The organism is Streptomyces sp. NPDC060028, assembly GCF_042736725.1.
Classification (GTDB): Bacteria; Actinomycetota; Actinomycetes; order Streptomycetales; family Streptomycetaceae; genus Streptomyces.
Genome location: NZ_JBHWVJ010000043.1, coordinates 26,689 through 52,929, shown reverse-complemented (window position 1 = coordinate 52,929; position 26,241 = coordinate 26,689). Strand labels below are relative to the sequence as shown.

The window sequence follows — 26,241 nt, the reverse complement described above, 5'->3', positions numbered from 1 at the left end:
GAGCCCTTTCCCACATGACGAGCAGCACCGAGACCACCGCCACCACCCCTCCGCAGGTAGCGGTCAACGACATCGGCGACGCGGAAGCGTTCCTCGCGGCGATCGACGAGACGATCAAGTACTTCAACGACGGCGACATCGTCGACGGCGTCATCGTCAAGGTGGACCGGGACGAGGTTCTCCTCGACATCGGTTACAAGACGGAAGGCGTGATCCCGAGCCGCGAGCTCTCGATCAAGCACGACGTCGACCCGAACGAGGTCGTCAAGGTTGGCGACGAGATCGAGGCCCTGGTTCTCCAGAAGGAGGACAAGGAAGGCCGCCTGATCCTGTCCAAGAAGCGCGCACAGTACGAGCGCGCCTGGGGCACGATCGAGAAGATCAAGGAAGAAGACGGCATCGTCACCGGTACCGTCATCGAGGTCGTCAAGGGTGGTCTCATCCTCGACATCGGCCTCCGCGGCTTCCTGCCGGCCTCCCTCGTCGAGATGCGTCGCGTCCGCGACCTCCAGCCCTACGTGGGCAAGGAGCTCGAGGCGAAGATCATCGAGCTGGACAAGAACCGCAACAACGTGGTCCTGTCCCGCCGCGCCTGGCTCGAGCAGACCCAGTCCGAGGTTCGCCAGACGTTCCTCACCACCCTGCAGAAGGGTCAGGTCCGCTCCGGCGTCGTTTCCTCGATCGTCAACTTCGGTGCCTTCGTGGACCTGGGTGGCGTCGACGGTCTCGTTCACGTCTCCGAGCTGTCCTGGAAGCACATCGACCACCCGTCCGAGGTTGTCGAGGTCGGCCAGGAGGTCACCGTCGAGGTTCTCGACGTTGACATGGACCGCGAGCGCGTCTCCCTGTCGCTGAAGGCGACGCAGGAGGACCCGTGGCAGCAGTTCGCCCGGACCCACCAGATCGGTCAGGTCGTCCCGGGTAAGGTCACCAAGCTGGTTCCGTTCGGTGCGTTCGTCCGCGTGGACGAGGGCATCGAGGGTCTGGTCCACATCTCCGAGCTGGCCGAGCGCCACGTGGAGATCCCGGAGCAGGTCGTCCAGGTCAACGACGAGATCTTCGTCAAGGTCATCGACATCGACCTTGAGCGTCGCCGGATCTCGCTGTCGCTGAAGCAGGCCAACGAGTCCTTCGGTGCCGACCCGGCGTCGGTCGAGTTCGACCCGACCCTGTACGGCATGGCCGCGTCTTACGACGACCAGGGCAACTACATCTACCCCGAGGGCTTCGACCCCGAGACCAACGACTGGCTCGAGGGCTTCGACAAGCAGCGCGAGGCCTGGGAGACCCAGTACGCCGAGGCGCAGCAGCGCTTCGAGCAGCACCAGGCTCAGGTCATCAAGAGCCGCGAGGCCGACGAGGCCGCTGCCGCCGAGGGTGCTGCCGCTCCGGCCGCCACCGGCAGCAGCGCCGGTGCGGGCATCTCGGGTGGTTCGTACTCCTCGGAGTCGGACGAGACCTCCGGCGCCCTGGCGTCGGACGAGGCCCTGGCCGCGCTCCGCGAGAAGCTGGCCGGCGGCCAGAGCTGATCGCAGCGCGCATCACACTCCGGTGTGAGCAGAGCTGAACGGTAAGGCCCGTCCCCTTTGGGGGGCGGGCCTTACCGCGTTCCCGGCGGCGTAGGCCGCGCCGTCCTCCGCCCCGTCGTCCGGCTCATTGCGTTCCTGTGAAAGCGGCCAACTGGGGAATGGTGGCGCCGCCTTGGACGTTCTTGCCTGAGAACGCGGCGAGGAGGAGTGGTGACGGTGCTTGATCCACAGGGTTTGTACGAATGGGACGCCAAGGGCCTGGCGGTGGCCGACCTGGCGCTTGCCCAGGACTCGGCCGGGCTGGTCATGCTCTACCACTTCGAGGGGTACATAGACGCAGGTGAGGCCGGGGAGCAGATCGTCGAGCGGCTGCTCGACACGCTGCCCCACCAGGTCGTCGCCCGCTTCGATGCGGACCGGCTCGTGGACTACCGGGCCCGGCGCCCCCTGCTGACCTTCCAGCGCGACCATTGGACCGAGTTCGAGGAGCCCCTCCTGGAGGTGCGCCTCGTCCAGGACGCCACCGGTGCGCCGTTCCTGCTGCTGTCCGGGCCCGAACCGGATGTGGAGTGGGAGCGCTTCGCCGTCGCCGTCCGGCAGATCGTCGAGCGCCTCGGCGTCCGGCTCTCGGTCAACTTCCACGGGATCCCGATGGGCGTCCCGCACACGCGGCCCGTCGGGATCACCCCGCACGGCAACCGCACCGACCTCATGCCCGGGCACCGCAGCCCCTTCGACGAGGCACAGGTCCCGGGCAGCGCCGAGTCGCTGGTCGAGTTCCGCCTCGGACAGGCCGGACACGACGTGCTGGGCGTCGCCGCCCACGTCCCGCATTACGTGGCCCGCTCGCCGTACCCGGACGCGGCGCTGACCGTGCTGGAGGCGATCACGGCCGCGACCGGGCTGGTCCTGCCGGCCGTGGCGCACGCGCTGCGGACCGAGGCCCACCGGACGCAGACGGAGATCGACCGTCAGATCCGCGAGGGTGACGAGGAGTTGGTCACCCTGGTCCAGGGTCTGGAGCACCAGTACGACGCCGCGGCGGGCGCCGAGACCCGGGGCAACATGATCGCGGAGCCCGCGGAGATCCCGTCGGCGGACGAGATCGGCCGCGAGTTCGAGCGGTTCCTGGCGGAGCGCGAGGGCGAGGGCTGACTCCGGCACGGTCAGGGGGCTGTACGGCGGCCGGGGTGCCTCGTCTAGGCTGCCCGTCATGCTGAAGGTTGGCCTGACAGGCGGAATCGGTGCCGGTAAGAGCGAGGTCTCGCGGCTGCTGGCCGGGTACGGAGCGGTGGTCGTGGACGCCGACCGCATCGCGCGGGAGGTCGTCGAGCCCGGCACCCCCGGGCTCGCGGCGGTCGTGGAGGCCTTCGGGGAGTCCGTACTTACCCCCGAGGGCGCGCTGAACCGGCCGAAGCTGGGGTCCGTGGTCTTCGCCGACCCGGCGAAGCTGCAGACCCTCAACGCGATCGTGCACCCCCTGGTCGGGGCCCGGTCCGCCGAGCTGGAGGCCGCCGCCGGGGCCGGGGCGATCGTGGTGCACGACGTACCGCTGCTCGCGGAGAACGGGCTGGCGCCGCTGTACGACCTGGTGGTCGTGGTGGACGCGGCCCCCGAGACCCAGCTGGCACGGCTGACGGCGCTGCGCGGGATGGCCGAGGACGAGGCGCGGGCCCGGATGGCCGCGCAAGCCACGCGGGAGCAGCGGCTGGCCGTGGCCACGCTCGTGATCGACAACGACGGGCCGCTGGAGGAGCTGGAACCGCAGGTGCGCAAGGTGTGGGCGGAGCTCACGGAACGTGCGCGCGCCCAAGGGGCCGCCGGGACCACGGGGCCTGACGTGCACATGGAATAGCGGGCCCGGTGAGGGGCGTTGAACGCGGCTGTAGAGGGAAGGAACAGACCGTGTCCGACACCACGCCCCCGCCCCCGCCCCCGGCTCAGTCGTCCGGCTCCGCGAGCCCGGAGACGCACGTCATCGACTACCGCGCCGCCGAGCACTTGCTCGCCGCCCGCGACCCGCGCGGTGCGGTGAAACTGCTCGACTCGGTCATAGCCGCCCACCCCGAGAACACGGCGGCCCGGCTGCTGCGCGCCCGGGCCTTCTTCGCCGCAGCCCAACTACGCCCGGCGGCACTGGAGTTCGAGCTCGTGCTGGAGCGCGAGCCGGACAACGCCTTCGCCCACTTCGCGTTGGCCCGCACCCACGAGCGCTCAGGCCGGCCCGCGCAGGCGCGCAGGCACTTCCGCCTGGCGGCCGCCCTGGACCCCCAGCCGGAGTACCTGGAAGCGGCCCGCTTCGAGGACTGAGTCCCCGGCCGCCGAGGCCTCTCGGCCGCGGTGATCTCTCAGCCGCGGCGCGGAGGCTCGTACGGGGGGATGTCGGGGCCCGGCTGGTAGTGCGCGCCCTGGTGGATGTGGTGGCGTACGACGATCAGGTCCGCGGTCGCCAGCAGTGCGAGCGCCCCGCAGGCGGCAGCCCAGCCGGGGCGGCCGGCCAGCGAGAACACGGCCGCCCCGCCGGCAGCCCAGATCAGACCCCACAGGCTCAGCCAGAACCGCAGCCGCAGGGGACTGCGGGCGGTCACCGGCTCGTTTCCCGAACGCATGGACATCGCCTCGGTTCACCTCGGCTTGCCTGACTCATGTCCATGGTCCCACCGCGGCGGCTTTACGGGTTGAGCCCGTGCCCGGCCGTGGGCGACCTTGCGCTCCGGCGTGGCGGCTGCGGCCTCGGCAGTGCCCGTGCGGGGGCCGGGGCTGCGTCCACGTCTACCTCTCGGAGCAGGGACCGGGGGCGGTGCCCGCGCCGGCCGTGGGCGACCTTGCGCTCCGGCGTGGCGGCGGCCGCGTCCCGGCGGGCTGCGACTGCGGTTGGTCCCTCGGCCTGCGCTGGAGCGGACCGTCCGGGTCCGGGACCCTCCGCATCGACGACGGAGGCCGACCGCTGCGCACGAGCGCGGCGGTTTTCGCAGGTCGGCGGCATTGTCAGTGGACGCGCCTAAACTCGGTGGCGCAGGAGAGCCGTATCTACCGGGGAGGGGGAAGACGCCATGACAGCCGAGCCGCGAGCCTTCGCGCAGCCGTCCACGCCGCCGTTCGCGCAGTCGTCCGCGCACGCGTTGCTGCGGTACGCCGCCGTGTTCCTCCCCGCCTCCGTGCCCCGGGAGGGGCGCGTCGCCTTCTGGGCACCCGACGGCGATCCGCTGCCCGACGTGGGGACCCGGTCGCCGCTGACCGTCGTACGCCCGCACGGTGACGGCGGCGGCGTCCGCAGCCGGACCGTCCCCGCCGTCACCCTGTCCGTGACCACCGCCCTGCCGCTGCTCGCCCGGGCGCCGCGCAGCGCCGCCGCGCACCCCGCCACCCGGGCCTGGGGCACCGCCGCCACCCAGGCGCTGACACTCGTCGCTCGCGGCCGCCTGCTGCCCGGGCTCACCCCCGACGGCGTCGACGCGTGGCGGGCCGGGCCGCTCGACGCCGAGGACGTAGGCCACCTCCGCGCGGTCGCCGCCGCTCTCCCGCACGAGGCGTACGCCACCCCGCTGGCCGGCCGCCGCCCGCTCCAACTGCCCGAACCGGAGGCGCTGGTCCGGGCGTTCCTCGACGCCGTCGCCGACAGCCTGCCCCGCACTCCGGCCGCGCCCTTCGCGGCCGGGTTGCCCTTCGCCGCGCAGGAGCCGCAGCGCGTTCCCGGGATACAGGACTGGGCCGCGCAGGTGGCCGCCGGAGCCGACACCGGGGTCGGGATCTCGCTGCGGCTCGACCTGTCCTCCTTCCGCCTCTTCGACGAGGCGGAAGAGGACGACGCCCGCCGCGCCGGTGCGGCCGTGGTCCAGGTGCACAGCCTCGCCGACCCGACCCTGGTCACGGATGCCGGGCTGCTGTGGGCGGGGGCGGCCGCCGCCGGGTTCGGTCCGCGCGCCCGGATCGACGCCGTGCTCGCGCTGCGCCGTGCCGCCCGCGTCTGGCCGCCCCTGCTGCGCCTGCTGGACCAGCCGGTCCCCGATGTGCTGGCCCTGTCGGACCCGGAGCTGGAGGACCTGCTGGGCGCGGTCGTGCCCCGGCTGGCCGCGGCCGGGGTGCTGGTCCACTGGCCGCGCGATCTGGCTCGTACGCTGTCCGCGACCGCCGTCGTACGGTCCACCGCGCCCGGTTCCGCCACCGACGGCACCGCCTTCTTCGACGCCGACCACCTCTTCGCCTTCTCCTGGGAGCTGGCGCTGGGCGGCGACCGGCTCACCCCGGGGGAGATGGACGCGCTCGCGCAGGCCCACCGCCCGGTGGTGCGGCTGCGCGACCAGTGGGTGCGGGTCGATCCGGAGCTGGTGCGCAAGGCGCGCAAGCGGGAGCTCGGCCTGCTGGACCCGGTGGACGCGCTGGCCACCGTACTGACCGGGACGGCCGAGGTCGACGGGGAGCCCGTGGCAGCGGTTCCGGTGGGAGCGCTGGCGGCCCTGCGCGAGCGCCTGACGGCGGAGTTGGCCCCGCTGCCGCAGCCGGCCGGGCTGAAGGCCACCCTGCGCGACTACCAGGCGCGCGGCCTGGCCTGGCTGGACCTGATGACCTCGCTCGGCCTCGGCGGCTGCCTCGCCGACGACATGGGCCTGGGCAAGACCGTCACGCTGATCGCGCTCCACCTGCACCGGGACCGCCCCGAGCCGACCCTCGTCGTCTGCCCGGCGTCCCTCCTGGGCAACTGGCAGCGGGAGATCGAGAGGTTCGCGCCCGGCACGCCCGTGCGCCGTTTCCACGGTGCGGGCCGCAGCCTGGAGGGCCTGGCCGGGGGCTTCGTCCTCACCACGTACGGGACCATGCGGGCGGCGGCCGCCCGGCTGGCGGAGCAGAGCTGGGGCATGGTCGTCGCGGACGAGGCCCAGCACGTGAAGAACCCGTACTCGGCGACCGCCAAGGCGCTGCGCACCATCCCGGCGCCGGCCAGGGTGGCGCTGACCGGTACCCCGGTGGAGAACAACCTCTCCGAGCTGTGGGCGCTCCTGGACTGGACCACGCCGGGGCTGCTCGGCCCGCTCACCGCGTTCCGGGCCCGCCACGCCCGCCCGGTGGAGCACCAGCAGGAGGAGGACGGGGGCAATGAGGCGGCCGTCGCCCGACTGGCCGCGCTCGTACGGCCGTTCCTGCTGCGGCGCAAGAAGTCCGATCCGGGGATCGCCCCCGAGCTGCCGCCGAAGACCGAGACCGACCACCCCGTCTCCCTCACCCGGGAGCAGACCTCGCTCTACCAGGCCGCGGTGGAGGAGGCGATGGCCGTGATCGAGGCGAGCGAGGGCATCGAGCGGCGCGGCATGATCATGAAGTTGCTGGCCTCGCTCAAGCAGATCTGCAACCACCCCGCGCAGTATTTGAAGGAGGACGTGCAGGAGGGACCGTCCCGGATCGCGCACCGTTCGGGCAAGCTCGCGCTGCTCGACGAGCTGCTCGACACGATCCTGGCCGAGGGCGGTTCGGTGCTGGTCTTCACGCAGTACGTGACGATGGCCCGGATCCTGGAGAAACACCTCACCGCGCGCGGGATCGCCTCCCAACTCCTGCACGGCGGCACCCCGGTGCCCCGCCGCGAGGAGCTCGTCGACCGCTTCCAGGCCGGCGAGGTCCCGGTCTTCCTGCTCTCCCTCAAAGCCGCAGGCACCGGCCTCAACCTCACCCGCGCCGGACACGTCGTCCACTACGACCGCTGGTGGAACCCCGCCGTCGAGGAACAGGCCACCGACCGCGCCTACCGCATCGGCCAGACCCAGCCCGTACAGGTCCACCGCATCATCGCCGAGGGCACCGTCGAGGACCGCATCGCCGAGATGCTGGAGGCCAAGCGGGCCCTGGCCGACGCGGTGCTCGGCTCCGGAGAGTCGGCGCTGACCGAGCTGACCGACCGCGAGCTGGCGGACCTCGTGTCCCTGCGGAGGCCCGCATGATCACCGCGCGGGACGACCGCCGCCGCACCTTCGAGACCGTGCCCGCCGGGGTGGAGGCCGTCAGCTGGTGGGGCCGGGCCTGGGTGTCCGCCCTCGAAGCGGTGTCCCGGGATCCGGCCCGACTGGACCGGGGCCGCACGTACGCCGCCGAAGGCCATGTCGACTCCGTCACGATCACCCCCGGCCGGATCGTGGCGTACGTCCGGGGCAGCCGGCCCCGCCCGTACCGCACCGAACTGTCCCTGCCCGCCTTCGCGGACGCCGAGTGGCGGGACCTGCTGGAGGAGGTGGCGGCCGACCCGACGGCGCTGGCGGCGCTGCTGGAGCGGGAGGTTCCGCAGTCGCTCGCGGAGACGATCCTGCCCGGCGCGGGCGAGCTGGTCCCGCGCTGCTCCTGCCCGGACATCGCGCGCCCGCCGTGCAAGCACGCCGCCGCGCTCTGCTACCGGGCCGCCCGGCTGCTCGACGGCGACCCGTTCGTCCTGCTGCTCCTGCGCGGCCGGGGCGAGCGGGAGCTGCTGGACGAGCTGGCCCGGCGCAGCGCCGCGCACGCCGCACGGGAACAGCCCGACGCGGCACCGGACTTCCCCGGGGTGGCGGCCCGTACGGCGCTGGCCCGCACCGGCCTGCCGCTGCTGCCGGCCCCCCTGAGCGCCCCGGCCTCCGTCGGACTTCCGCCGGCGTACCCGGCCGACCCCGCGGCCCCGGATCCGCTCGCCCTGGACCAGCTCGCCACCGACGCGGCCGCCCGGGCCCTGGCCCTCCTCACCACCGCCGAGGACCCCATCGGCGGACTCACCCTGTGGCAGGACGCCGTCCGGCTGGCCTCCGCGCACCCCACGGCCGGGCTCACCGGCGCGGCCCGCGGCCTCTACCGGGATCTGGCCCGCGCGACGGGGCGCAGCACCACCGACCTCGCCCGGGGCGCCGCGGCCTGGCGGCAGGGCGGCCTGCGCGCCCTGGCCGCGCTGGAAGAGCCCTGGGATCCGCCGGCCGGTCCCTTCGACCGGGCCCGTCCGGTGCTCCTCGCCGCCTCGCAGGGCTCCTTCCGGCCCGACCGCAACCGCCTGACGGCCCGCACCCGCCAACTCCGACTGGGCCGCGACGCCCTCTGGTACGCCTACGAGTCCCGCCCGGACGACGAGGACTGGTGGCCCACCGGCCGCCCCTCCCCGGACCCGGTCACCGCCCTGCTCCGCTGACCCCGGCCGCCCAGCGGGTCAAGGTCGTGAAGTCGCGGTCGCGCAGGCCGTGGCGGGGGCGGATGCGCAGGAGGAGGGCCGGGGCGGGGTGGCGGGCGGCGATCCAGGCGCGGTCGCGCGGGTTGATCATGTCGTCCACCCATGCGAAGGGGCGGCCGGCCGCCCAGTCGAGGAGGGGCCGGGTCTTCCAGGAGAGGCCATCAGGGTCGCGGGCGAAGAGTTCCGGCCATTCGATGACAGGAAGATCAGCGGGAAGTCCGATGTGCGGGGCGATCATCGTGTTGGCCTGGTGCATCCAGGTGGTGGCCCAGGCGAGTTCGTAGGGCAGGGCCAGCAGCCGGGCTCCGTGGGAGGGGTGCAGGCGCACCCTCAGTCCGCGGCGGGCGCTGCGGGAATCGGGAGCGCGCCGGGCCAGCCAGACCTCCGGGCGCATCCGGTGGCTCGTGTACCCGCGCAGGCCCGCGAGGTGGGACCGGAAGGGGTTCAGGGGGCCGTCCACGTCGAGGAGCAGCAGGGGGCGATCAGTCATGAAGTACGGAGTACCCAGTACACGATGGAGTGAAATGCGTACCGGCTCTATAACCCATATGGGTTTAGGGCGTTGTTTCCGGTGCGGGTGCAACGCCCGCTGAATCCTCCGGAAGGCAGGAAAGCTGATGCGTCACAGTCGTCGGAATGGCTTGATCGCGGCGGTGGTTGCGGGAGGTGGACTGGCGGTCGCGGGGGTGGGCGCCTTCGCCCACGCCGACGCGGGGGCGGGCGGCCGGGCCGAGCGCTCACCGGGGCTGCTCTCGGGGAACCTCGTGCAGTTGCCGGTGCACACCCCGGTGAACGTGTGCGGGAACACCGTGAGCGTGGTCGGCCTGCTGAACTCGGCCGCCGGGAACCAGTGCGCCCATCAGGGGCCGGGCAAGGGCGGCGGACATCCGGAGCCGCGGCCCTCGCATCCGTCGTCCGGGCCCGCGCACGACTCGAAACCGGGCTCCGGCAGGGGTGCCGGGAACCGCGGGGGAGCGGTGGCCGAGGCGCGCGGAAAGGATTCTCCGGGGCTGCTGTCCGGCAACGGGCTCCAACTCCCCGTCGACGTACCGCTGAACATCAGTGGCAACGCGGTGAGCGTCGTCGGGCTCGGCAACTCCTCCAGCGGCAACACCTCCGTCAACGGCGAGACCCCCACCGGCGGCAAGCCCGCCCAGCCGCCGGCCGTCGTGCGGCCCGTCACCCCGCCGGCCCCGCCGCAGGCCCCCGGGGCGCTCGCCCACACCGGGGCCGACGGCGTCGGCTACCTGCTGCCCGGCGGCGGTGCGCTGCTCCTCGGCGGAGTGCTGCTCTACCGCCGCTTCCGCCTCAACTAGGGCTGTGACCGAGCCACTGCACTAGACCGCCTCGCTCGGGGTCGCCGTCCGCCAGCCGTCCAGGATCGCGTCGATCTGCGCCGCCAGCCGGGCCCGGGCCGCGAAGCGCGGGACCCCCGCCATCAGCAGCGCGTCGTACTCGGTGTCGGTGTGCCGCACGGCTGCCCGTACCGCCACCGAGACGGCCGGCTCGTCGAGGGCCCGGCCCGCGGCGGTGCGGCCCACCCGGCCGCTGCCGCGCAGCGAGGCGTGGGCGGCGATCGACGCCGCCCGGTCGACCGGGCAGCCGGGGAACAGCCGCAGGATCTCGGCGGTGAAGGCCGCGGTGAACCGGGTGTCCTCGGCCGCCCGGCGCAGCCGGTCGCGCTCCCGGCGGCGGGCCCGGGCCTCGGCGTCCGCGAGGCAGGCGCGTTCGGCGTGGGCGAGGGCGGCGTCCTCGACGAGGAGTCCCAGGCGCTCGTAGCGGCGCCGGCGCTTGTGGAAGCGAACGACGACGGCGCAGAGTGAACTGGCCTCGCGCGCCCGGCGGGTGAGGGCGGCGTCGCCGCGCGGGAGGTAGACGAGGTGCCCGAGATCGGCGCATTCCAGGCAGCGGGGCACGCCGGCCTCGCGGACGAGGCGCCGGAGCGGGCCCTGCCGGCATTGCGCGCAGTGGATCTGCTTCAGTGACTCGAAGACCACCAGGCTCATGTCGAGGTGATACCGCCGTCCGGGCCATATATCACCTTGTAGAACTGGGTAGTTGCGCTTTCACCGACTCTTCCCCTACCTGGTGATGTCCTCATACCGTGAAGCGAGTGGGCCCGGCGGGCCCATGGAGGAGGAACACATGGCGGGACGACAGGCGACGGCGCGGCGGCCGAAGAGAGGGGCGGCGGCCAAGGCGGCGGCCATCAGGGCAGCGGCCACCGGAGACCTCATGGGCCGGGAGGTCGTCATAGAGCCCGGCGGGTGCACCGGGTGGCACTACCACCGGGTCCCCCTGATAGCCGTCGTCAAGTCCGGGACGCTGACCCGGATCCTGCACGACAACACGGTCGAGGTGCACCGCACCGGCGCCAGCTTCGTCGAGCCCGCGGGCCGGCGCCACGTCCACCTCGGACGCAACCTCGGCACCGAACCGGTCGTGCTCTACGTGACCTGCGCGCTGGCCGAGGACGCCCCCTTCGCCGTACCCGCCGAGGCCCCGCCCGCGGCCACGCCGTGCGCGTGCTCGGGGAGTCCTCGGTGAACCGGCCCGCGGCGCGGAGGCCGACTCCCCGGCCGGGCTCACACGAGGCGGCGTATCTCTCCGCGGACGCGGTAGAAGCCGCCTGAGGACGCGTGTAGTCCGTCGACCACGTACCGCGCGCCGGCCGCCCGGATACCCCGGGGGAACTGCACGTTCCACGACGGCTCGTAGCCGCCCGACACCACCTGCACGCGCATCCGCCCGCCCTGCTGCACGCACTCCACCACCACGCCGTCCGCGGGCGCCGCGGCCACCGAGACCGTCGCCACGGCGGCCGCCGACGCCGCCGGGGTGAACACCGGCAGGGCCGCGGCGGACTTCACGTCCACCGCCGTCGGCACCGAGCCCTGCCGGGCCGCGGCGATCGCCGCCTCGCTCGCGTCCACGCAGACCAGAGAGCCGTCGGTGGTCACCAGGTACAGCCGCTCGTCCAAATACTGCATGGACAGTGCGGCTCCACTGCCCGTGCCCAGCTTCCACAGCCGGCGCCCGTCCGCGTCGAAGCAGTACACCGACGAGGCGAGGTCGCCCGCGAAGACGTGCCGGCCGTCCGGCGAGGTCGCGCACGAGTACACCGCCGCATCGCACCGGTACGTCGCTTCCACCGCACCCGTGGCCTTCGACAGCCGCTGCACGGTGTTGCGCCCCGTTCCGGCATAGACCGCGCGGTCCTCCTGCCAGCCGAACAGCACCGATCCGGCGGTCGCCGTGTGCCACAACTGCCGCCCGCCGTCGGAGGCGTACGCCGTGACCCCCTGGCTGTGCCCGTGGTAGACGGCGTCCCCGTCCGCACGCACCATCCAGGCATTGGAGCCCGCCGACCGCCGCGACCACTGGAACTCGTCCTCGTGGTCGATGACCGTCAGACCGCCATCGCGGTCCGACACGTGCAGCACGCCCTCGCGGATGTCCAGCCAGAAGATGTCCACGTCCGCCGCGATGTCGTACGCCCCGAACGGAACCTTCGACGACAGGTCGTAGACGGTGCCGTCGTCACAGCCCGCGTATATCCAGAACTCGTCCGCCACCAGGCACTTCACCCCGTCCGGCAGCGAATAGCGGGCCAGCACCTCACCGCCGTGGCTCAGCGTGTAGACGTCCCCCGCCTGGTTGCCGACCCAGCAGCGGTCCTCGTCCACATGGATACCGAAGGCCGAGGAACCCGTACGGAACCGCCACAGCACCGGGGCCACCGCGCGCGCCGTCGACGGAGCCGACGTCACCTGCCGCCGGGTCACCGACCGGGCGGCGCGGACACCGCGCACCGCCGGGGCGTACCCCTTGCGGACCTTCTCCCCGATCTTCTTCGCGGCGGCCGCGCGGGCCTTCTCGGCGGTCGGGAAGGAGGAGTTCTGCAACTGGCCGTCCGCGCCGATGCGCCCGTACCGCACCGAGACGGCCGTGCCGTCCACGGTCACCTCATAGAACTTGTGGGCGCCGCCGTCGTCCTGCGACAGCTCCAGATACGTCGTCTCCCGAGCCATGACAGACCCCTCCCCAAAGGCCGGGCCACCGGCCCCTGTGCGCCGCTGATCCCTCGTGAAAAACGCTAAGGGCCACCACTGACAATGGGCTCGTGCAGCTGGAAGCGATCACATGGCAGCGGATGGCCGAGCGGCTCGCCGGTCACCTCGACGAGCGCGGCGCCGCTCCCGGACAACAGGCCGGACAACAGGCCGGACAGCAGACCGGACAGCAGGCAGGACCGGAGGCAGGACAGGAGGCCGGACAGCCGGCCTGGCAGCGGGTCGGCATCGACGGCGCCCCCGCCGCTGGTACCGGCGTGCTGGCCGGGGAGCTCGCCGACGCCCTTCGCCTGCGCGGCCGTTCGGTCCTCGTGGTGCCGGCCGGGGGCTTCCTGCGCCCGGCCTCCCTGCGCTTCGAGTTCGGCCGCGAGGACGTGGACTCCTACCTCGGCGGCTGGTACGACACGGCCGCGCTCTGGCGCGAGGTCTTCGGCCCGACCGACCCGGGCGGCACCGGGAGGGTACTGCCCGACCTGTGGGACCCGGCGACCGACCGGGCGACCCGCAGCCCGTACGCCGAACTCCCGCCGGACGGCGTGGTGATCGTGCACGGCCCGCTGCTGCTCGGCCACTGGTTCCCCTTCGACCTCAGCGTGCACGTCCGGCTCTCCCCGGGGGCGCTCGCCCGCCGCACCGAGGAGTCCGCGCGCTGGACCCTGCCCGCCTTCGAGCGGTACGAGGCCGAGACCGACCCGGCGTCCCTGGCCGACGCCGTGGTCAGGGCGGACGACCCGCGCCACCCGGCGTGGACCGGCATCCGCGCCGGGTGACGGGGCCGGACGGGTACTGCCGGGTGCTACGGCCGGCCGCCCAGCCGGGTGACCGCCAGCGCCGCCGCCCGGCAGCCGGCCCCGGCGGCCCGCGCCGGGGCCGCCCCGGCCAGCAGGGCCGCGAGGAACCCGCCGGTGAACGCGTCCCCGGCGCCCGTGGAGTCCACCGCCCGCGCGGTCTCGGCGGCGACCTCGGCCGTCACCCGCCCCCCTTCGGCGACCAGGGCCCCGGCCGCGCCCCGGGTCACCACCACCAGCGGCACCCGCCGGCTCAGCTCCGCCGCGGCCCGCGCCGCCCCGGCCCGCTCCGGCAGCCCCGCGAGCAGCCGGGCCTCGTCCTCGTTCGGCAGCAGTACGTCGATCCCGGCCACGGCGTCCAGGAAGCGCTCCGGACCCAGCGCGGCCAGGAACCCCGCCGAGGCCGGATCCACGCTCACCGCGATCCCCCGGCCGCGGGCCGCCCGTAGCGCCACCGTGGCCAGCTCCCGGCTGCTGTCGGCGAAGAACAGATAACCGGACAGGTGGAGACGGGCCGCCCCGTCCAGCAGGTCCGGCGCCCAGTCGGCGGGGCAGAGCCTGAGCGAGGCCCCGCTGTCGGTCAGGAAGGTCCGCTCCGCGTCCTTGCCGACCAGCGCGACCACCGTCCCCGTCGGCTCGGCCGGGTCGACCACGAGCCGGGGCCGCACGCCCGCGTCGAGCAGCGCCTGCTCGTGCCACCGGGCCGATTCGGTGCCCACCCGCGCGAGGAGGCGCACCTCCGCGGCGCCCGAGCGGGCCGCCCAGCAGGCCGCGTTGGCCCCGGCGCCGCCGGGGAGGGTACGGATCCGGGCCGCGGTGTCGGTGGCCGGGGCAAGGGGCTCCGGATGCACCGCGACCACGTCGGTCACCACGTCGCCGACGACCACCAGGGCCCGGGGCGGGGCCCCGGGCCGGGCACCGTCCGTCGCCGTCGCCGTCGCCGTCGCCGTCGCCTCCGCCGACGCCTCCGGTCCTCCCGCCCCCGTCTCCGCCCCCGCCCGGGTCATGCCCGCGCCGCCCAGGCCCCCGCGATCCGGGCCCCGAGCCGCACATTGCCCCGTACCGCCGCGAGGTTGGCCTCCAGCGAGGCCCCGCCCGTCGCCCGTACGAGGAACCCCAGCAGGAACGGCGTCACCGCCTGTCCCGTGATCCCGCGCTCCCGGCACTCCTCCAGGGCCTCCGCCAGAACCCGGTCGTGCAGTCGCGGGTCCAACTGCTCGGCCTCCGCCACCGGATTGGCGACCAGCAGCGCCGACTCCGGACCGCCCAGCGCGTCCTGGGCCGCCATCACCGCGGCCACCTCCTCCGGCCGGTGCACCGTCCAGTCCACCGGTTCCCCCGAACTGGTCAGGTAGAAGCCGGGGAAACGTTCCGTCCCGTACCCGAGCACCCCCACCCCCAGCGTCTCCAGCCGCTGCAGGGTGGCCGGTACGTCCAGGATCGACTTCACCCCCGCGCACACCACCGTGATCCGGGTCCGGGCCAGCAGCGACAGATCCGCCGACTCGTCCTGCGTCTGCGCCCACTCCCGGTGTACGCCGCCCAGCCCGCCCGTCGAGAAGACCCGCAGCCCCGCACGGGCGGCCAGGAACGCCGTCGCGGACACGGTCGTCGCGCCGGTGGCCCCCGTCGCGAGCGCGGGCGCGAGGTCCCGGTGGCCGAGCTTGCGCACGCCCTCGCCGCCCGCGATCCGCTCCAGCTGCGCTTTGTCGAGGCCGGCGTACGCCACCCCGTCGATGACCGCGATCGTCGCCGGAACCGCCCCTTCCGACCGGACCAGGGCCTCCAGTTCGAGGCCGACCGCCAGATTGCGGGGACGGGGCAGACCGTGCGCGATGATCGTCGACTCCAGGGCGACCACGGGCCGACGCCGGGCCAGGGCCTCGCGTACCTCTTCCGACAGGACCGGGACCTGTGATGCAGATGCAGTGTGCTGTGACATGTCCCCATCCATGGCACGGGATTCACCTGCCCAAACGCGCTCGGGCACACCGGGGAGAACGTGTCCGAGTAGCGTTCCCCCGTGAATCCCCGGGACACGCGCGGTTTCTACGACGAGCTGGCCGGCCGCTACGACCTGATGTACGCGGACCGGGCCGCGAGCACCACCCGCCAGGGCGGCGCCCTGGACGCCCTGCTGACCACTGCCCTGGGCCCGGACCGCACCGGATCCTCGGCAGCGCCTGCGGGATCGGCACCCAGGCGCTGGGCCTGGCGGCCTTGGGCCACAAGGTCACCGGCACCGACCTGAGCCCCGCCTCCACCGCCCGCGCGGGCCGGGAAGCAGCCGCCCGGGGACTCGTACTGCCCGTCGCGGCCGCCGACATGCGGGCCCTGCCCTTCGGCGCGTGCTCCTTCGACGCCGTGGTCTGCGCCGACAACGCACTCCCGCACCCGCTGACGGCCCGCGACGTACGCGCCGCCCTGGCCGAAATGCTGCGGGTGCTGCGCCCGGGCGGCCTGCTGCTCCTCTCCACCCACCCGTACGGGGAACTGCGCCGGGCCCGCCCGCAGGGCGAGGCCCCGCACGTGCGCACCGGCCCCGACGGGCGGACCATCACGTTCCAGCTGTGGCACTGGCACGCCGACGGGGAGCGCTACGACCTGGAGCTCTTCCAGCTGCTGCCGACCGGGCAGACGTGGACCAGGCGGACGTCGAGCGCGACCTACTGGGCGCTGCCCGAGGAGGAGACCGCCGGTTTCGCCCGGCAGGCGGGCTTCGGGCCGACGCGCTGGCACGCTCCGGCCGACACCGGCTTCCACCAGCCGGTGCTCAGTGCCCGGCGCTCCGGCTGAGCAAAGTGCTGGACAGGGTGACTGACCGACAGGGGTGTTGCTGGACGCTCTGGTCACCCCGTCGCGCGGGTTGTCCGGATTAGGCTGGCCCGCCATGAGCACCAGTGACCACGGCGCCGCGCCCGCCGCCCCCGCCTCCCCAGCCCCCTCCTCGGCCCCCTCCTCGGCCCCCTCCTTCGCCGTCTCCGTAGCCGAGATCCCGGACTCGGAACTGGAGGTGGAGCAGCTCGACCCCGCGCAGATCGTCTCCGGCGAGCCCGTCGTGACGGGCCGGGTGCTGTGGGAGGCCGAGGACGGCTCGCAGGTGCGCGGGATCTGGCAGATCACCCCGGGCGTGGTCACGGACGTGGAGGCCAACGAGCTGTTCGTGGTGGTCGGCGGCCGCGCCACCATCGAGGTCGAGGGCGGCGCGACGCTGGAGGTGGGCCCCGGTTCGGCCTGCGTGCTCCGGGAGGGCGACAAGACCACCTGGACGGTGCACGAGACGCTCCGCAAGGCCTACCACATCAGCTACTGATCACCCTTGGCGGCGACGACGGGGTGGCGGCGGGCGGTGAACAGGGCGAGGGCCGCCATCGGCAGCAGCAGGCCGGCGCCGATCGCGTTCAGCCAGCCGTAGCCGGCCTGGGACATGACCAGGCCGGCGGCAGCGCCGCCGACGCCGGCGGCCGTGTTCATGGTGAGGTCGCTGAGCCCCTGTACGGCGGCCCGCGCGGGCTGCGGCACCGAGTCGGTCAGCAGGGCCGAGCCGGACACCATCCCGGCGGACCAGCCGAGGCCGAGCAGGAAGAGGCCGACCGCGCTCTGGGTGTGGCTCGGCCCGGCCGTGCCGGCGAGCAGCGCGGCGATGGAGAGCAGCCCGGCGGCCAGCCCGATCACGGTCAGCCGGCCGAGGCGGTCCGCGAGCCACCCCATCAGCGGCGAGAAGGCGAACATGCCCGCGATGTGCCCGCTGATGACCAGGCCGATGAGCTCCAGCCGGGCACCGTGGTGGGCCAGGTCCACCGGGGTCATCACCATGATCGAGACCATGGTGGTGTGGGACACGGCGACGGCCACCAGTGCGAGGCGGGCCCGCGGGGAGGCCTTGACGGCGGCGAGCCCGGCGCGCAGCGAGCGCCCCGCGCGGGTCTGCTCCTCGGGCGCCGCCAGGGCCCGGGCCGTCAGCAGCGGGTCCGGCCGCAGGAGTACGCCGATCAGGGTGCCGGTCAGGACGAAGACGGCGGCGGCCCAGACGAAGGGGCCCGCCGTCTGGGGTATGGAGGTGCCGGCGAAGCTGCGGCTGGCCGGGGCGGAGAGGTTGGGGCCGAGCACCGCTCCGACGGTGGAGGCCCACACGACCACGGAGATCGCCCGGGCCCGGCGCTCGGTGGGCGCGAGGTCGGCGGCGGCGAACCGGGCCTGGAGGTTGGCGGAGGAGGCGGCGCCGAAGGCGGCCATGCCCAGCATCAGCAGCGGGAAGTTCTTGATCGTGGCGGCGAGGACGACCAGCCCCGCGCCGACCGTACCGATCGCGTACGCCACGACCAGCCCGGGCCGGCGCCCGCGCGCGGTCATCAGGGCGGCGAGCGGCAGCGAGACCAGGGCGGTGCCGATCACCGAGGCGGTCGAGGCGAAGCCGGACATCGCCTCGGTGCCGCTGACCTCGGTCGCCAGCACGGGGGCCAGGGCGATGCTGATGGGCACACCGAGGCCGCCCAGCATCTGGCTGGCGATGAGCACCGCGGAGGTGCGCCGCTGGAGCCGGGGCAGGTCCGCCGGGTCGACGGGGCGCAGCGGGCGCTCGGTGCGAGGCGGGGCCGTCACGCGGTACACCCCTTGCGCGGGTGTGGGCGGCGTACGGGCGCTGCGGGGCCTGCGGCGGCGGGAGTACTCACCGCGGCAGTTTCGCACCCCTTACCGCCCGGCGGAACCGGGTTACCGCGCGCGACGGGAGCCGGGCTGCCGCGCGACGGAGCCGGGAGGGCACCCCGGTCACCGCCCCCCGGTCAGAACAGCGGCTGCGGAAGCACGCCCTCCAGCGCGAGCAGGATGCGCTTGGTCTCCACCCCGCCGCCGAAACCCCCGATCCCGCCGTCGTTCTCCACGACCCGGTGGCAGGCCACCACCAGGGGTAGGGGATTGGAGCCCATGGCATTGCCGACGGCCTGGGCAGCGCCCGGCTGTCCGGCCCGGGCGGCCAGTTCCCCGTACCCCACGACGGCCCCGTACGGCACCGAGCGGTCCAGCTCCTGCAGCACCTGCCGGTTGAAGCCGGAGCTGAGCCGCCAGTCCAGCGGCAGTTCGAAGCGCCGCAGGGATCCGGCGAAGTAGGCGGTCAGCTGGCGTATCGGCTCGGCCAGCAGGATCTCTGCGCCCGGCGGCGGGCGCCAGGCGTCGGCGCCCAGCCGGGAGACCAGCGATCCGATCATCTTCTCGGCCCGGTCCGGCCCGGCATGGAACTCGACCCGGACCAGACCCTCCGGGGTCGCGGCCAGGAGCAGGGGGCCGATGTCGCTGTCGACGACGGTCCATTCGAGGTGCGGCCCGCGGGGCCGCTCGGTGCTGTCCACGCATCCACCGTACGACCCGCCACCGACAGCCCCGCCCCTGCCGGTCCCGCGGGCTCCGGCGGCGCCCGTCAGTAGCCGCCCACCGCCTCCCGTACGACGTCGGGCTTGTTGGTGATGATCCCGTCCACGCCCATCGCCTGGACCTTCAGGGCGGTCGCCGCGTCGTCCACGATCCAGGTGTCCACCTCCATGGCCTTGCCGTGCGCTCCGCGCAGGTCGTGCACCGCCGCCACCCAGTCGCCGGAGATCGTGGTGTGCCAGGGGTTGATCCGGTCGGTGAAGGCGGCGTACCGGGGCAGGTCGGCGACCGTGGGGGTGCCGAGGAAGGCCGTCACGATGTCGGGGCGCAGTCCGTGCACGATGCGCACGGAGTCGGCGCTGAAGCTCTGGACGACCAGGCGGCGGGACACGTGCTGGTCGTCGAGCCAGCCCGCCTCGCCCAGCACCCGCAGGGTCTGCTCCTCGATCCCGGGGTAGAGCTCCGGCTTCTTGATCTCCAGGAGCAGCCGCTGCTGGTTGCGCTGTACCCGGTCGAGGTACTCCCGCAGCGTCGGCACGCGGGCCCCCGCGAACTCCTCGCCGAACCAGCTGCCCGCGTCCAGCCGGGCGATCTCCGCCGCCGTGAAGTCGCCGACCCGCCACGGCCCCCGGTCCGGGAACACCTGCTCGACGTCGGTCGTGCGGGCCAGGGTGTCGTCGTGCACCACGACCAGCTCGCCGTCCTTGGTGCGCTGGACGTCGTTCTCCACCCAGTCGAAGCCCAGCCGCATCGCCAGGTCGATCGCGGCGAGGGTGTTCTCCGGGGCGTATGCCGAAGCCCCCCGGTGGGCGTACACGATCGGGTTGGAGATTCCGTCCGGTCCGGGGGCGGCGGAGGAGGCCGATGCGCCCAGCACGCTGAGGGTGAGGCCCAGGAAGGCGGCGGTGGCCGCGGAGGCGGGTCGGAGGTACATGTGCGTTCTCCTCGGGTCGTGAGACCTGCTCCTGCCTCAAACGGGCGCGAAGCGACAGACGTTGCGGCGATGCACGTGCGTGATGCTTTTTCAGAAGAGAGCTGCTCCATGGCGATCATGGGGTTGAAGATCACCTGGCCGCCACCGAACTACGACAAACGGACCAGACCCGATCAGACCCGATCGGGTCTGATGGGACCTGATGGGTCCCGACCGGACCCGGCGCGGTTCTCGACCGGGCCGCGATCGGACCGGACCCGCGGGACATCGCGAGCCCGTGCGGGCGGCAGAGTGTCAGTGGGGGGTCGTACGGTTGACCCATGCGGCCCGTATCGAAGATCGAACGCACGGTGGCGCCTTTCGAGGTCGTCAGCTCCTACCAGCCCAGCGGCGACCAGCCGGCGGCCATCGCCGACCTGGAGAAGCGCATCCGTGCAGGTGAGAAGGATGTCGTGCTGCTCGGCGCGACCGGCACCGGCAAGTCGGCGACCACTGCCTGGATGATCGAGAAGCTCCAGCGCCCCACGCTGGTCATGGCACCCAACAAGACGCTCGCCGCCCAGCTGGCGAACGAGTTCCGCGAGCTCCTGCCGAACAACGCCGTCGAGTACTTCGTCTCGTACTACGACTACTACCAGCCCGAGGCTTACGTTCCGCAGTCGGACACTTACATCGAGAAGGACTCCTCGATCAACGAGGAGGTGGAGCGGCTGCGCCACTCCGCGACCAACTCCCTGCTGACCCGGCGCGATGTCATCGTCGTCGCGTCCGTGTCCTGCATCTACGGCCTCGGCACCCCGCAGGAGTACGTCGACCGGATGGTCGCGCTCAAGGTCGGCGAGGAGATGGACCGGGACCAGCTGCTGCGCCGTTTCGTCGACATCCAGTACACGCGCAACGACGTGGCCTTCACCCGCGGCACCTTCCGGGTGCGCGGCGACACCATCGAGATCTTCCCGGTCTACGAGGAACTGGCCGTCCGCATCGAGATGTTCGGCGACGAGATCGAGGCCCTCTCCACCCTCCACCCGCTGACAGGCGAGGTCATCAGCGAGGACCGCGAGCTGTACGTGTTCCCCGCCAGCCACTACGTCGCCGGCCCCGAGCGCATGGAGAAGGCCATCGCCGGCATCGAGGCCGAGCTCGCCGAGCGCCTCGCCGAGCTGGAGAAGCAGGGCAAGATGCTGGAGGCGCAGCGGCTGCGCATGCGCACCACCTACGACCTGGAGATGATGCGCCAGATCGGGTCGTGCTCCGGCATCGAGAACTACTCGCTGCACATGGACGACCGCGAGCGGGGTTCGGCGCCCAACACGCTCATCGACTACTTCCCCGAGGACTTCCTGCTCGTCATCGACGAGTCGCACGTCACCGTGCCGCAGATCGGCGCCATGTACGAGGGCGACGCCTCGCGCAAGCGGACCCTGGTCGACCACGGCTTCCGGCTCCCCTCCGCGCTCGACAACCGGCCGCTGAAGTGGGAAGAGTTCCAGAAGCGGATCGGCCAGACCGTCTACCTGTCGGCGACCCCCGGCAAGTACGAGCTCTCGCGCGGCGACGGCTTCGTGGAGCAGATCATCCGCCCCACCGGCCTCATCGACCCCGAGGTCGTGGTCAAGCCCACCGAGGGCCAGATCGACGACCTGGTGCACGAGATCCGCCAGCGGGTCGAGAAGGACGAGCGGGTCCTGGTCACCACCCTCACCAAGAAGATGGCCGAGGACCTCACCGACTACTTCCTGGAGCTCGGCATCCAGGTCCGCTACCTGCACAGCGACGTGGACACGCTGCGCCGCATCGAGCTGCTGCGCGAGCTGCGCGCCGGCGAGTACGACGTCCTGGTCGGCATCAACCTGCTGCGCGAGGGCCTCGACCTGCCCGAGGTGTCACTGGTGGCGATCCTCGACGCCGACAAGCAGGGCTTCCTGCGCTCCGGCACCTCCCTGATCCAGACCATCGGGCGCGCGGCGCGCAACGTCTCCGGTCAGGTCCACATGTACGCGGACAGCATCACCCCGGCGATGGCCCAGGCGATCGACGAGACCAACCGCCGCCGGGAGAAGCAGGTCGCCTACAACACGGCCAACGGGATCGACCCGCAGCCGCTGCGCAAGAAGATCAACGACATCGTGGCGACGATCGCCCGCGAGGAGCTCGACACGGAGCAGCTCCTGGGCACCGGCTACCGGCAGGGCAAGGACGGCAAGGGCGCCAAGGCTCCCGTCCCCGCGCTCGGCGGCAAGGCGACGGCCGCGGGCAAGACGGGCGGCAAGGGGGCCAAGGGGGCCAAGGGGGCCAAGGCCGCCGAGGTTCTGACCGACCGTCCGGCCGCGGAGCTGGCCGCGCTCATCGAGCAGATGACCGAGCGGATGCGCGGGGCTGCCGCGGAGCTGCAGTTCGAGGTCGCGGCCCGGATCCGTGACGAGGTGAGCGAGCTGAAGAAGGAGCTGCGACAGATGAAGGAAGTGGGCCTCGCCTGACCCGGGGCCGGTCAGTAGGGTTGGGCCGGGGAGTGTTGCCGACACGCCCCGGAGCAGCAGGTACACACTGCGCACCCGTTATCGGGGCGGGCTACGGAGAGGGGACAGCGCGTGACGGTCAACATGACCAAGGGTCAGGCCATCAGTCTGCAGAAGTCGGACGGGGGCACGCTGACCGCGGTCCGGATGGGCCTCGGCTGGCAGGCGGCCAAGCGCCGCGGGCTGTTCGGCTCGCGGACCCGGGAGATCGACCTGGACGCGTCGGCGGTGCTCTTCGCCGACAAGCAGCCCGTGGACGTCGTGTTCTTCCGGCACCTGCAGAGCGACGACGGCTCGGTCCGGCACACCGGTGACAACCTCGTCGGCGGTGTCGGCCAGGGCGGGGACGACGAGTCGATCCTCGTCGACCTGCAGCGCGTGCCGGTCCACATCGACCAGATCGTCTTCACGGTGAACTCGTTCACCGGGCAGACGTTCCAGGAGGTGCAGAACGCGTTCTGCCGCATCGTCGACGAGACCAACGGCCAGGAACTGGCCCGCTACACCCTCGACGGCGGCGGCAATTACACCGCGCAGATCATGGCGAAGGTGTCGCGCGTCGGCGGCGGCTGGCAGATGACGGCCCTGGGCAACCCGGCCAACGGCCGTACCTTCCAGGACCTGATGCCGTCGATCCTGCCGCACCTGTAAGCGAAGAGGAACGGGGGGAGACGAGGCGATGGCGGCCGAACTGGTCCGGGGGCAGAACCACGCCCTGTCCGAACACCGGGTGCGGATCACGGTCTCGGCGGGTACACCGGTGCTCGCCCTGGCCTCGCTCGGGGACGAGCGGGGCGCCGTGACCGGCCCGGAGGGCGTCGCGCACCCCGGTGCGCGCAGCCTTCCGGGGGTGGAGGCCCCCGAAGGGGCCGCCGCCGGCCACCGGTTCGCCGTCGACCTCGACGCGGTGGCCGCCGAAGTGCACCGGGTCGCCGTCCTGCTCTCGCTGCCCCCCGGTGGCCCCGTCCGGTTCGGTGCCGTCGCGGCCTCGCACGTCGCGGTCGCGGGCATGGACGGCACCGAACTGGCCGAGTACACCCTGACCGGGCTGGACGCCGAGACCGCCGTGGTGGCCCTGGAGCTCTACCGCCGCCAGGGGGCCTGGAAGGTCCGCGCCGTCGGCCAGGGCTACGCCGACGGGCTCGCCGCCCTGTTCGCCGACCAGGGGCTCGCCGCCCCCGTCGCCTCCGACCTGGCCGCGCGCGTGCACGCCTGCGTCGCGGCCCCGGTCGCGCCGGACCCCGTGCCGACGGCCTGCGATCCGGTGCCGGTGTCCGCAGTCCCGTACCCGGCCGCTGCGGGCCCCGCGCCCGCGCCGGGGCCGCCCGCCTCGGTGCCCGCGGCCGACACCACCATCAGCTACGCCCACCCGCGCCGTCGGCGCACCAGCACCGAGCCGCCCGAGCCGGCCCCGCAGCCCGCCCCCCAGGCCACTGCGCAGCAGCCCGGCGAGGCCCCGCGTCCCGTCGCCGGCGACGCCGCCGGCTGGTCCATGGAGGAGCGGCTCTACAACCAGGTCTGGGGCATGTTCGAGGACCTGGCCCGCGCGGTCGCCGCCTACCGCGGCGCCGTCGACTTCGCGGACTCCCGGATGGAACGCGAGCTCGACGAGGTGCTGTCCGACCCCCGCCACCGCCTCGGCGGCTCGGCCGACGCCGGCCGTGACACCGCCCGGGCCCGCCGTGACGAGCTCGTCGAGCGGGCCCGGGCCGTGCTCGACCGGGACCTCGCCCAGCTCGTCGCCGAGTCCGAGGTGATCGAGCCCGCGCTGCCGGCCCCGTACGCCCGCTGGGACAACCCCGTCTGGCACGACGACCGGTCGGCCGGGCTGCCCGAGGAGGCGCCGCTCGCGCTGCGCCTCGGCGACCTGCACCTGCCCGAGCGGCCCGGCCTGCGCATCCCGATGCTGGTCCGGCTCCCGCTGGAGCGCGGCCTGTGGATCGACAACGGCCGCACCGGCTCCGAGGCGGCCATGGCCATGGACACCGACCGGCTGCGCCGGGCCGCCATGGACATGGCCGTCGCACACGCCGTCCGGCTGCTCGCGGTCCACCCCGGTAACCGGTTCTCCGTCCACGTCATAGACGCGGCCGGCGGCGGCGCCGCCTCGCTGGCGCCGCTGGTACGGGCCGGGGTGCTGGCCGCGCCGCCCGCCGCGGGGGCCGCGGGTGTCACCGAGACCCTGGCTCGGCTGACCCGGCGCGTGGACCTCGTACAGATGGCGCTGCGGGCCGGGGCTCCGGAGGACCTGCCGTCCGATGTGGACGCGGCGGACCAGCTGCTGATCGTGCACGACTTCCCGCACGGATTCGACGACCGGGCCGTCACCCAGCTGCGTTACCTGGCCGACGAGGGCCCGGCGGTGGGCGTGCACCTGCTGATGGTCGCCGACCGTGACGAGGCCTCGGCGTACGGGCCGCTGCTGGACCCGCTGTGGCGCTCGCTGATGCGGCTGTCCCCGGTGCCCGACAACCATCTCGCCGACCCGTGGGTCCACCATGCCTGGACCTTCGAACCGGACCTGCCGCCGCAGGGCAGCCGGGTCCTGGAACAGGTGCTGGAGCGGGTCGGGTCGGCCCGGCGATGACCAGCCGCTGACCTTCTCTTGAGATTCTCTTTACCTTTAGGGGGCCTGACGGGTACCCTTTTGTTGCGGAGGGGAGTATTCCTGCTTTCCTGCTACGGCGTGCCCGTCAATACGGACTGCAAGCGGTCCCGGGGCGCCGGCCCACGGCCTCCTGGCCGCCCGGGTGGAAGAGACCTCCGGCAGCGATGACGCTGACGAAGTGCTTGGCCATCCGCCGGAGGCGTGTTCACCATGGAAGTTTCCTGGACCCTGTGGGCGCTGACCATTCTTGGTCTGTCCCTGCTCATCGGCGCCGATTTCTTCATCGGCCGCAAACCGCACGACGTAACGATCAAGGAAGCGGGCACCTGGACGGTCGTCTGGATCGCCCTCGCCGGACTCTTCGGGCTCGGCCTGTGGTTCTTCGGCAACGGCCAGGCTTCCCAGGAGTTCTTCGCGGGCTTCATCACCGAGAAGTCCCTGAGTGTCGACAACCTCTTCGTCTTCGTCCTGATCATGGCCAAGTTCGCGGTGCCCTCCCACCTCCAGCAGCGCGTACTGCTCGTGGGCGTGCTGATCGCCCTGGTCCTGCGCGCCGTCTTCATCGCCGCCGGCGCGGCGATCATCGCCAGCTTCTCCTGGGTCTTCTACATCTTCGGTGCGTTCCTGATCTACACCGCGTGGAAGCTGATCCAGGAGGCACGCAAGGACGAGAGGTCCGCCGAGGAGGACGAGTTCGAGGAGAACCGCCTCCTGAAGTCCGTCGAGAAGAAGTTCGGCGTCGCCGACAGGTACCACGGCACCAGGCTCTTCATCGAGAACAACGGCAAGCGCGTCCTGACCCCGCTGATGGTCGTCATGCTCGCCATCGGCACCACCGACGTGCTGTTCGCCCTGGACTCGATCCCCGCGATCTTCGGCCTCACGCAGGACCCGTACATCGTCTTCACCGCCAACGCCTTCGCCCTGATGGGGCTGCGCCAGCTGTACTTCCTCATCGGCGGCCTGCTCAAGAAGCTGGTCCACCTCAGCTACGGACTGTCGATCATCCTGGGGTTCATCGGCGTCAAGCTGGTGCTGCACGCCCTGCACGAGAGCGGGCTGCACGTCCCGGTCATCTCGATCCCCGTCTCCCTGGGCGTCATCTGCGGGGTCCTGGTGATCACCACGATCACCAGCCTGCTGGCCTCGAAGAAGCGGGGGGGGGGCCGCGGCCCCCCCCCCCCCCCCACGCAACACACAGGTTGAGAAAAAAAAAAAACACGCCCCCAAAACATCCAAAACAAAGGGA

The 26,241-nt window shown here is 72.9% G+C and carries 23 protein-coding genes and 1 pseudogene; 15 read left to right on the top strand and 9 right to left on the bottom strand.

Annotation, left to right across the window (positions count from 1 at the left end; all coding sequences use genetic code 11):
* Positions 1 to 14 precede the first annotated feature (14 nt).
* The 4 genes from rpsA to ACFWBF_RS21925 all read left to right on the top strand — a co-directional run bounded on the left by rpsA (position 15) and on the right by ACFWBF_RS21925 (position 3,839).
* A complete protein-coding gene (rpsA, locus tag ACFWBF_RS21940) occupies positions 15 to 1,529 on the top strand; it encodes a 30S ribosomal protein S1 (RefSeq protein WP_385604353.1) in 1,515 nt (504 codons plus the stop codon).
* Positions 1,530 to 1,745: 216 nt separating this feature from the next.
* On the top strand, positions 1,746 to 2,684 hold the full coding sequence (locus tag ACFWBF_RS21935) for a PAC2 family protein (protein ID WP_385604350.1): 939 nt from the start codon (positions 1,746 to 1,748) through the stop codon (positions 2,682 to 2,684).
* 58 nt (positions 2,685 to 2,742) lie between these two features.
* Entirely contained in the window at positions 2,743 to 3,384 is a 642-nt protein-coding gene (gene coaE / locus ACFWBF_RS21930) for a dephospho-CoA kinase (RefSeq protein ID WP_385604347.1), read from the top strand.
* Between the two features lie 50 nt (positions 3,385 to 3,434).
* Complete coding sequence (locus ACFWBF_RS21925; protein ID WP_385604344.1) at positions 3,435 to 3,839, top strand: tetratricopeptide repeat protein; 405 nt, start codon at positions 3,435 to 3,437, stop codon at positions 3,837 to 3,839.
* 38 nt (positions 3,840 to 3,877) lie between these two features.
* Here ACFWBF_RS21925 and ACFWBF_RS21920 read toward each other — a convergent pair whose 3' ends face one another.
* Positions 3,878 to 4,138 (bottom strand): DUF6343 family protein, encoded by a 261-nt coding sequence (locus ACFWBF_RS21920; protein WP_385604341.1) that lies wholly within the window; start codon positions 4,136 to 4,138, stop codon positions 3,878 to 3,880.
* Positions 4,139 to 4,582: 444 nt separating this feature from the next.
* Here ACFWBF_RS21920 and ACFWBF_RS21915 point away from each other — a divergent pair, with 444 nt between their 5' ends.
* Positions 4,583 to 7,462, top strand: a complete 2,880-nt coding sequence (locus ACFWBF_RS21915) for an SNF2-related protein (protein ID WP_385604338.1) — start codon at positions 4,583 to 4,585, stop codon at positions 7,460 to 7,462.
* The gene (locus tag ACFWBF_RS21910) at positions 7,459 to 8,664 is read left to right on the top strand and encodes an SWIM zinc finger family protein (protein WP_385604335.1); all 1,206 of its coding nucleotides are present in this window, start codon (positions 7,459 to 7,461) and stop codon (positions 8,662 to 8,664) included. The genes ACFWBF_RS21915 and ACFWBF_RS21910 overlap by 4 nt, the downstream gene beginning before the upstream one ends.
* Here ACFWBF_RS21910 and ACFWBF_RS21905 read toward each other — a convergent pair.
* Positions 8,645 to 9,193, bottom strand: a complete 549-nt coding sequence (locus ACFWBF_RS21905; RefSeq protein WP_385604332.1) for a hypothetical protein — start codon at positions 9,191 to 9,193, stop codon at positions 8,645 to 8,647. The genes ACFWBF_RS21910 and ACFWBF_RS21905 overlap by 20 nt on opposite strands.
* Positions 9,194 to 9,356: 163 nt before the next feature.
* Between ACFWBF_RS21905 and ACFWBF_RS21900 the strand changes: the two genes are divergently transcribed.
* Positions 9,357 to 10,019 (top strand): chaplin, encoded by a 663-nt coding sequence (locus ACFWBF_RS21900; RefSeq protein ID WP_385604330.1) that lies wholly within the window; start codon positions 9,357 to 9,359, stop codon positions 10,017 to 10,019.
* 21 nt (positions 10,020 to 10,040) lie between these two features.
* On the opposite strand, the gene ACFWBF_RS21895 is transcribed toward ACFWBF_RS21900, so the two are convergent.
* Entirely contained in the window at positions 10,041 to 10,709 is a 669-nt protein-coding gene (locus ACFWBF_RS21895) for a DUF2293 domain-containing protein (RefSeq protein WP_385604327.1), read from the bottom strand.
* A gap of 139 nt (positions 10,710 to 10,848) precedes the next feature.
* Between ACFWBF_RS21895 and ACFWBF_RS21890 the strand changes: the two genes are divergently transcribed.
* Complete coding sequence (locus ACFWBF_RS21890) at positions 10,849 to 11,250, top strand: cupin domain-containing protein (RefSeq protein ID WP_385604324.1); 402 nt, start codon at positions 10,849 to 10,851, stop codon at positions 11,248 to 11,250.
* Positions 11,251 to 11,288: 38 nt separating this feature from the next.
* Here ACFWBF_RS21890 and ACFWBF_RS21885 read toward each other — a convergent pair whose 3' ends face one another.
* Positions 11,289 to 12,734: a WGR domain-containing protein gene (locus ACFWBF_RS21885; protein ID WP_385604321.1), complete on the bottom strand. Its 1,446-nt coding sequence runs from the start codon at positions 12,732 to 12,734 to the stop codon at positions 11,289 to 11,291.
* A gap of 92 nt (positions 12,735 to 12,826) precedes the next feature.
* Between ACFWBF_RS21885 and ACFWBF_RS21880 the strand changes: the two genes are divergently transcribed.
* On the top strand, positions 12,827 to 13,546 hold the full coding sequence (locus tag ACFWBF_RS21880; protein ID WP_385604318.1) for a uridine kinase: 720 nt from the start codon (positions 12,827 to 12,829) through the stop codon (positions 13,544 to 13,546).
* A 26-nt stretch (positions 13,547 to 13,572) separates the two neighbouring features.
* Here the strand turns inward: ACFWBF_RS21880 and ACFWBF_RS21875 are convergent, their stop codons facing one another.
* Both ACFWBF_RS21875 and ACFWBF_RS21870 read right to left on the bottom strand, forming a co-directional pair.
* Entirely contained in the window at positions 13,573 to 14,571 is a 999-nt protein-coding gene (locus ACFWBF_RS21875) for a carbohydrate kinase family protein (RefSeq protein WP_385604315.1), read from the bottom strand.
* A complete protein-coding gene (locus tag ACFWBF_RS21870; protein ID WP_385604312.1) occupies positions 14,568 to 15,506 on the bottom strand; it encodes a pseudouridine-5'-phosphate glycosidase in 939 nt (312 codons plus the stop codon). Before ACFWBF_RS21870 ends, ACFWBF_RS21875 begins: the two co-directional genes overlap by 4 nt.
* Before the next feature lie 138 nt (positions 15,507 to 15,644).
* Here ACFWBF_RS21870 and ACFWBF_RS21865 point away from each other — a divergent pair.
* A pseudogene (locus tag ACFWBF_RS21865) lies at positions 15,645 to 16,360 on the top strand (class I SAM-dependent methyltransferase).
* Positions 16,361 to 16,454: 94 nt separating this feature from the next.
* On the top strand, positions 16,455 to 16,877 hold the full coding sequence (locus tag ACFWBF_RS21860) for a cupin domain-containing protein (protein ID WP_385604309.1): 423 nt from the start codon (positions 16,455 to 16,457) through the stop codon (positions 16,875 to 16,877).
* Here the strand turns inward: ACFWBF_RS21860 and ACFWBF_RS21855 are convergent.
* The 3 genes from ACFWBF_RS21855 to ACFWBF_RS21845 all read right to left on the bottom strand — a co-directional run bounded on the left by ACFWBF_RS21855 (position 16,871) and on the right by ACFWBF_RS21845 (position 19,865).
* Entirely contained in the window at positions 16,871 to 18,166 is a 1,296-nt protein-coding gene (locus ACFWBF_RS21855; RefSeq protein ID WP_385604306.1) for an MFS transporter, read from the bottom strand. The two genes, ACFWBF_RS21860 and ACFWBF_RS21855, sit on opposite strands and share 7 nt — an antisense overlap.
* A gap of 182 nt (positions 18,167 to 18,348) precedes the next feature.
* The gene (locus ACFWBF_RS21850; RefSeq protein WP_385604303.1) at positions 18,349 to 18,912 is read right to left on the bottom strand and encodes a methylated-DNA--[protein]-cysteine S-methyltransferase; all 564 of its coding nucleotides are present in this window, start codon (positions 18,910 to 18,912) and stop codon (positions 18,349 to 18,351) included.
* A gap of 68 nt (positions 18,913 to 18,980) precedes the next feature.
* Complete coding sequence (locus ACFWBF_RS21845; protein WP_385604300.1) at positions 18,981 to 19,865, bottom strand: glycerophosphodiester phosphodiesterase; 885 nt, start codon at positions 19,863 to 19,865, stop codon at positions 18,981 to 18,983.
* Between the two features lie 320 nt (positions 19,866 to 20,185).
* Between ACFWBF_RS21845 and uvrB the strand changes: the two genes are divergently transcribed.
* The 4 genes from uvrB (at position 20,186) to ACFWBF_RS21825 (ending at position 26,198) form a co-directional block, all read left to right on the top strand.
* On the top strand, positions 20,186 to 22,345 hold the full coding sequence (gene uvrB / locus ACFWBF_RS21840) for an excinuclease ABC subunit UvrB (protein ID WP_385604297.1): 2,160 nt from the start codon (positions 20,186 to 20,188) through the stop codon (positions 22,343 to 22,345).
* 111 nt (positions 22,346 to 22,456) lie between these two features.
* Positions 22,457 to 23,035, top strand: a complete 579-nt coding sequence (locus tag ACFWBF_RS21835; protein ID WP_385229893.1) for a TerD family protein — start codon at positions 22,457 to 22,459, stop codon at positions 23,033 to 23,035.
* 28 nt (positions 23,036 to 23,063) lie between these two features.
* On the top strand, positions 23,064 to 24,971 hold the full coding sequence (locus tag ACFWBF_RS21830) for a TerD family protein (protein WP_385604294.1): 1,908 nt from the start codon (positions 23,064 to 23,066) through the stop codon (positions 24,969 to 24,971).
* A 231-nt stretch (positions 24,972 to 25,202) separates the two neighbouring features.
* A complete protein-coding gene (locus tag ACFWBF_RS21825; RefSeq protein ID WP_385604292.1) occupies positions 25,203 to 26,198 on the top strand; it encodes a TerC family protein in 996 nt (331 codons plus the stop codon).
* Positions 26,199 to 26,241 lie beyond the last annotated feature (43 nt).

Coding starts and splice junctions, on each gene's coding strand:
- rpsA (WP_385604353.1), top strand. CDS start 15: ATGACGAGCAGCACCGAGACCACCGCCACCACCCCTCCGCAGGTAGCG.
- coaE (WP_385604347.1), top strand. CDS start 2,743: ATGCTGAAGGTTGGCCTGACAGGCGGAATCGGTGCCGGTAAGAGCGAG.
- ACFWBF_RS21920 (WP_385604341.1), bottom strand. CDS start 4,138: ATGCGTTCGGGAAACGAGCCGGTGACCGCCCGCAGTCCCCTGCGGCTG.
- ACFWBF_RS21915 (WP_385604338.1), top strand. CDS start 4,583: ATGACAGCCGAGCCGCGAGCCTTCGCGCAGCCGTCCACGCCGCCGTTC.
- ACFWBF_RS21910 (WP_385604335.1), top strand. CDS start 7,459: ATGATCACCGCGCGGGACGACCGCCGCCGCACCTTCGAGACCGTGCCC.
- ACFWBF_RS21905 (WP_385604332.1), bottom strand. CDS start 9,193: ATGACTGATCGCCCCCTGCTGCTCCTCGACGTGGACGGCCCCCTGAAC.
- ACFWBF_RS21895 (WP_385604327.1), bottom strand. CDS start 10,709: ATGAGCCTGGTGGTCTTCGAGTCACTGAAGCAGATCCACTGCGCGCAA.
- ACFWBF_RS21890 (WP_385604324.1), top strand. CDS start 10,849: ATGGCGGGACGACAGGCGACGGCGCGGCGGCCGAAGAGAGGGGCGGCG.
- ACFWBF_RS21885 (WP_385604321.1), bottom strand. CDS start 12,734: ATGGCTCGGGAGACGACGTATCTGGAGCTGTCGCAGGACGACGGCGGC.
- ACFWBF_RS21875 (WP_385604315.1), bottom strand. CDS start 14,571: ATGACCCGGGCGGGGGCGGAGACGGGGGCGGGAGGACCGGAGGCGTCG.
- ACFWBF_RS21870 (WP_385604312.1), bottom strand. CDS start 15,506: ATGTCACAGCACACTGCATCTGCATCACAGGTCCCGGTCCTGTCGGAA.
- ACFWBF_RS21860 (WP_385604309.1), top strand. CDS start 16,455: ATGAGCACCAGTGACCACGGCGCCGCGCCCGCCGCCCCCGCCTCCCCA.
- ACFWBF_RS21845 (WP_385604300.1), bottom strand. CDS start 19,865: ATGTACCTCCGACCCGCCTCCGCGGCCACCGCCGCCTTCCTGGGCCTC.
- uvrB (WP_385604297.1), top strand. CDS start 20,186: ATGCGGCCCGTATCGAAGATCGAACGCACGGTGGCGCCTTTCGAGGTC.
- ACFWBF_RS21830 (WP_385604294.1), top strand. CDS start 23,064: ATGGCGGCCGAACTGGTCCGGGGGCAGAACCACGCCCTGTCCGAACAC.
- ACFWBF_RS21825 (WP_385604292.1), top strand. CDS start 25,203: ATGGAAGTTTCCTGGACCCTGTGGGCGCTGACCATTCTTGGTCTGTCC.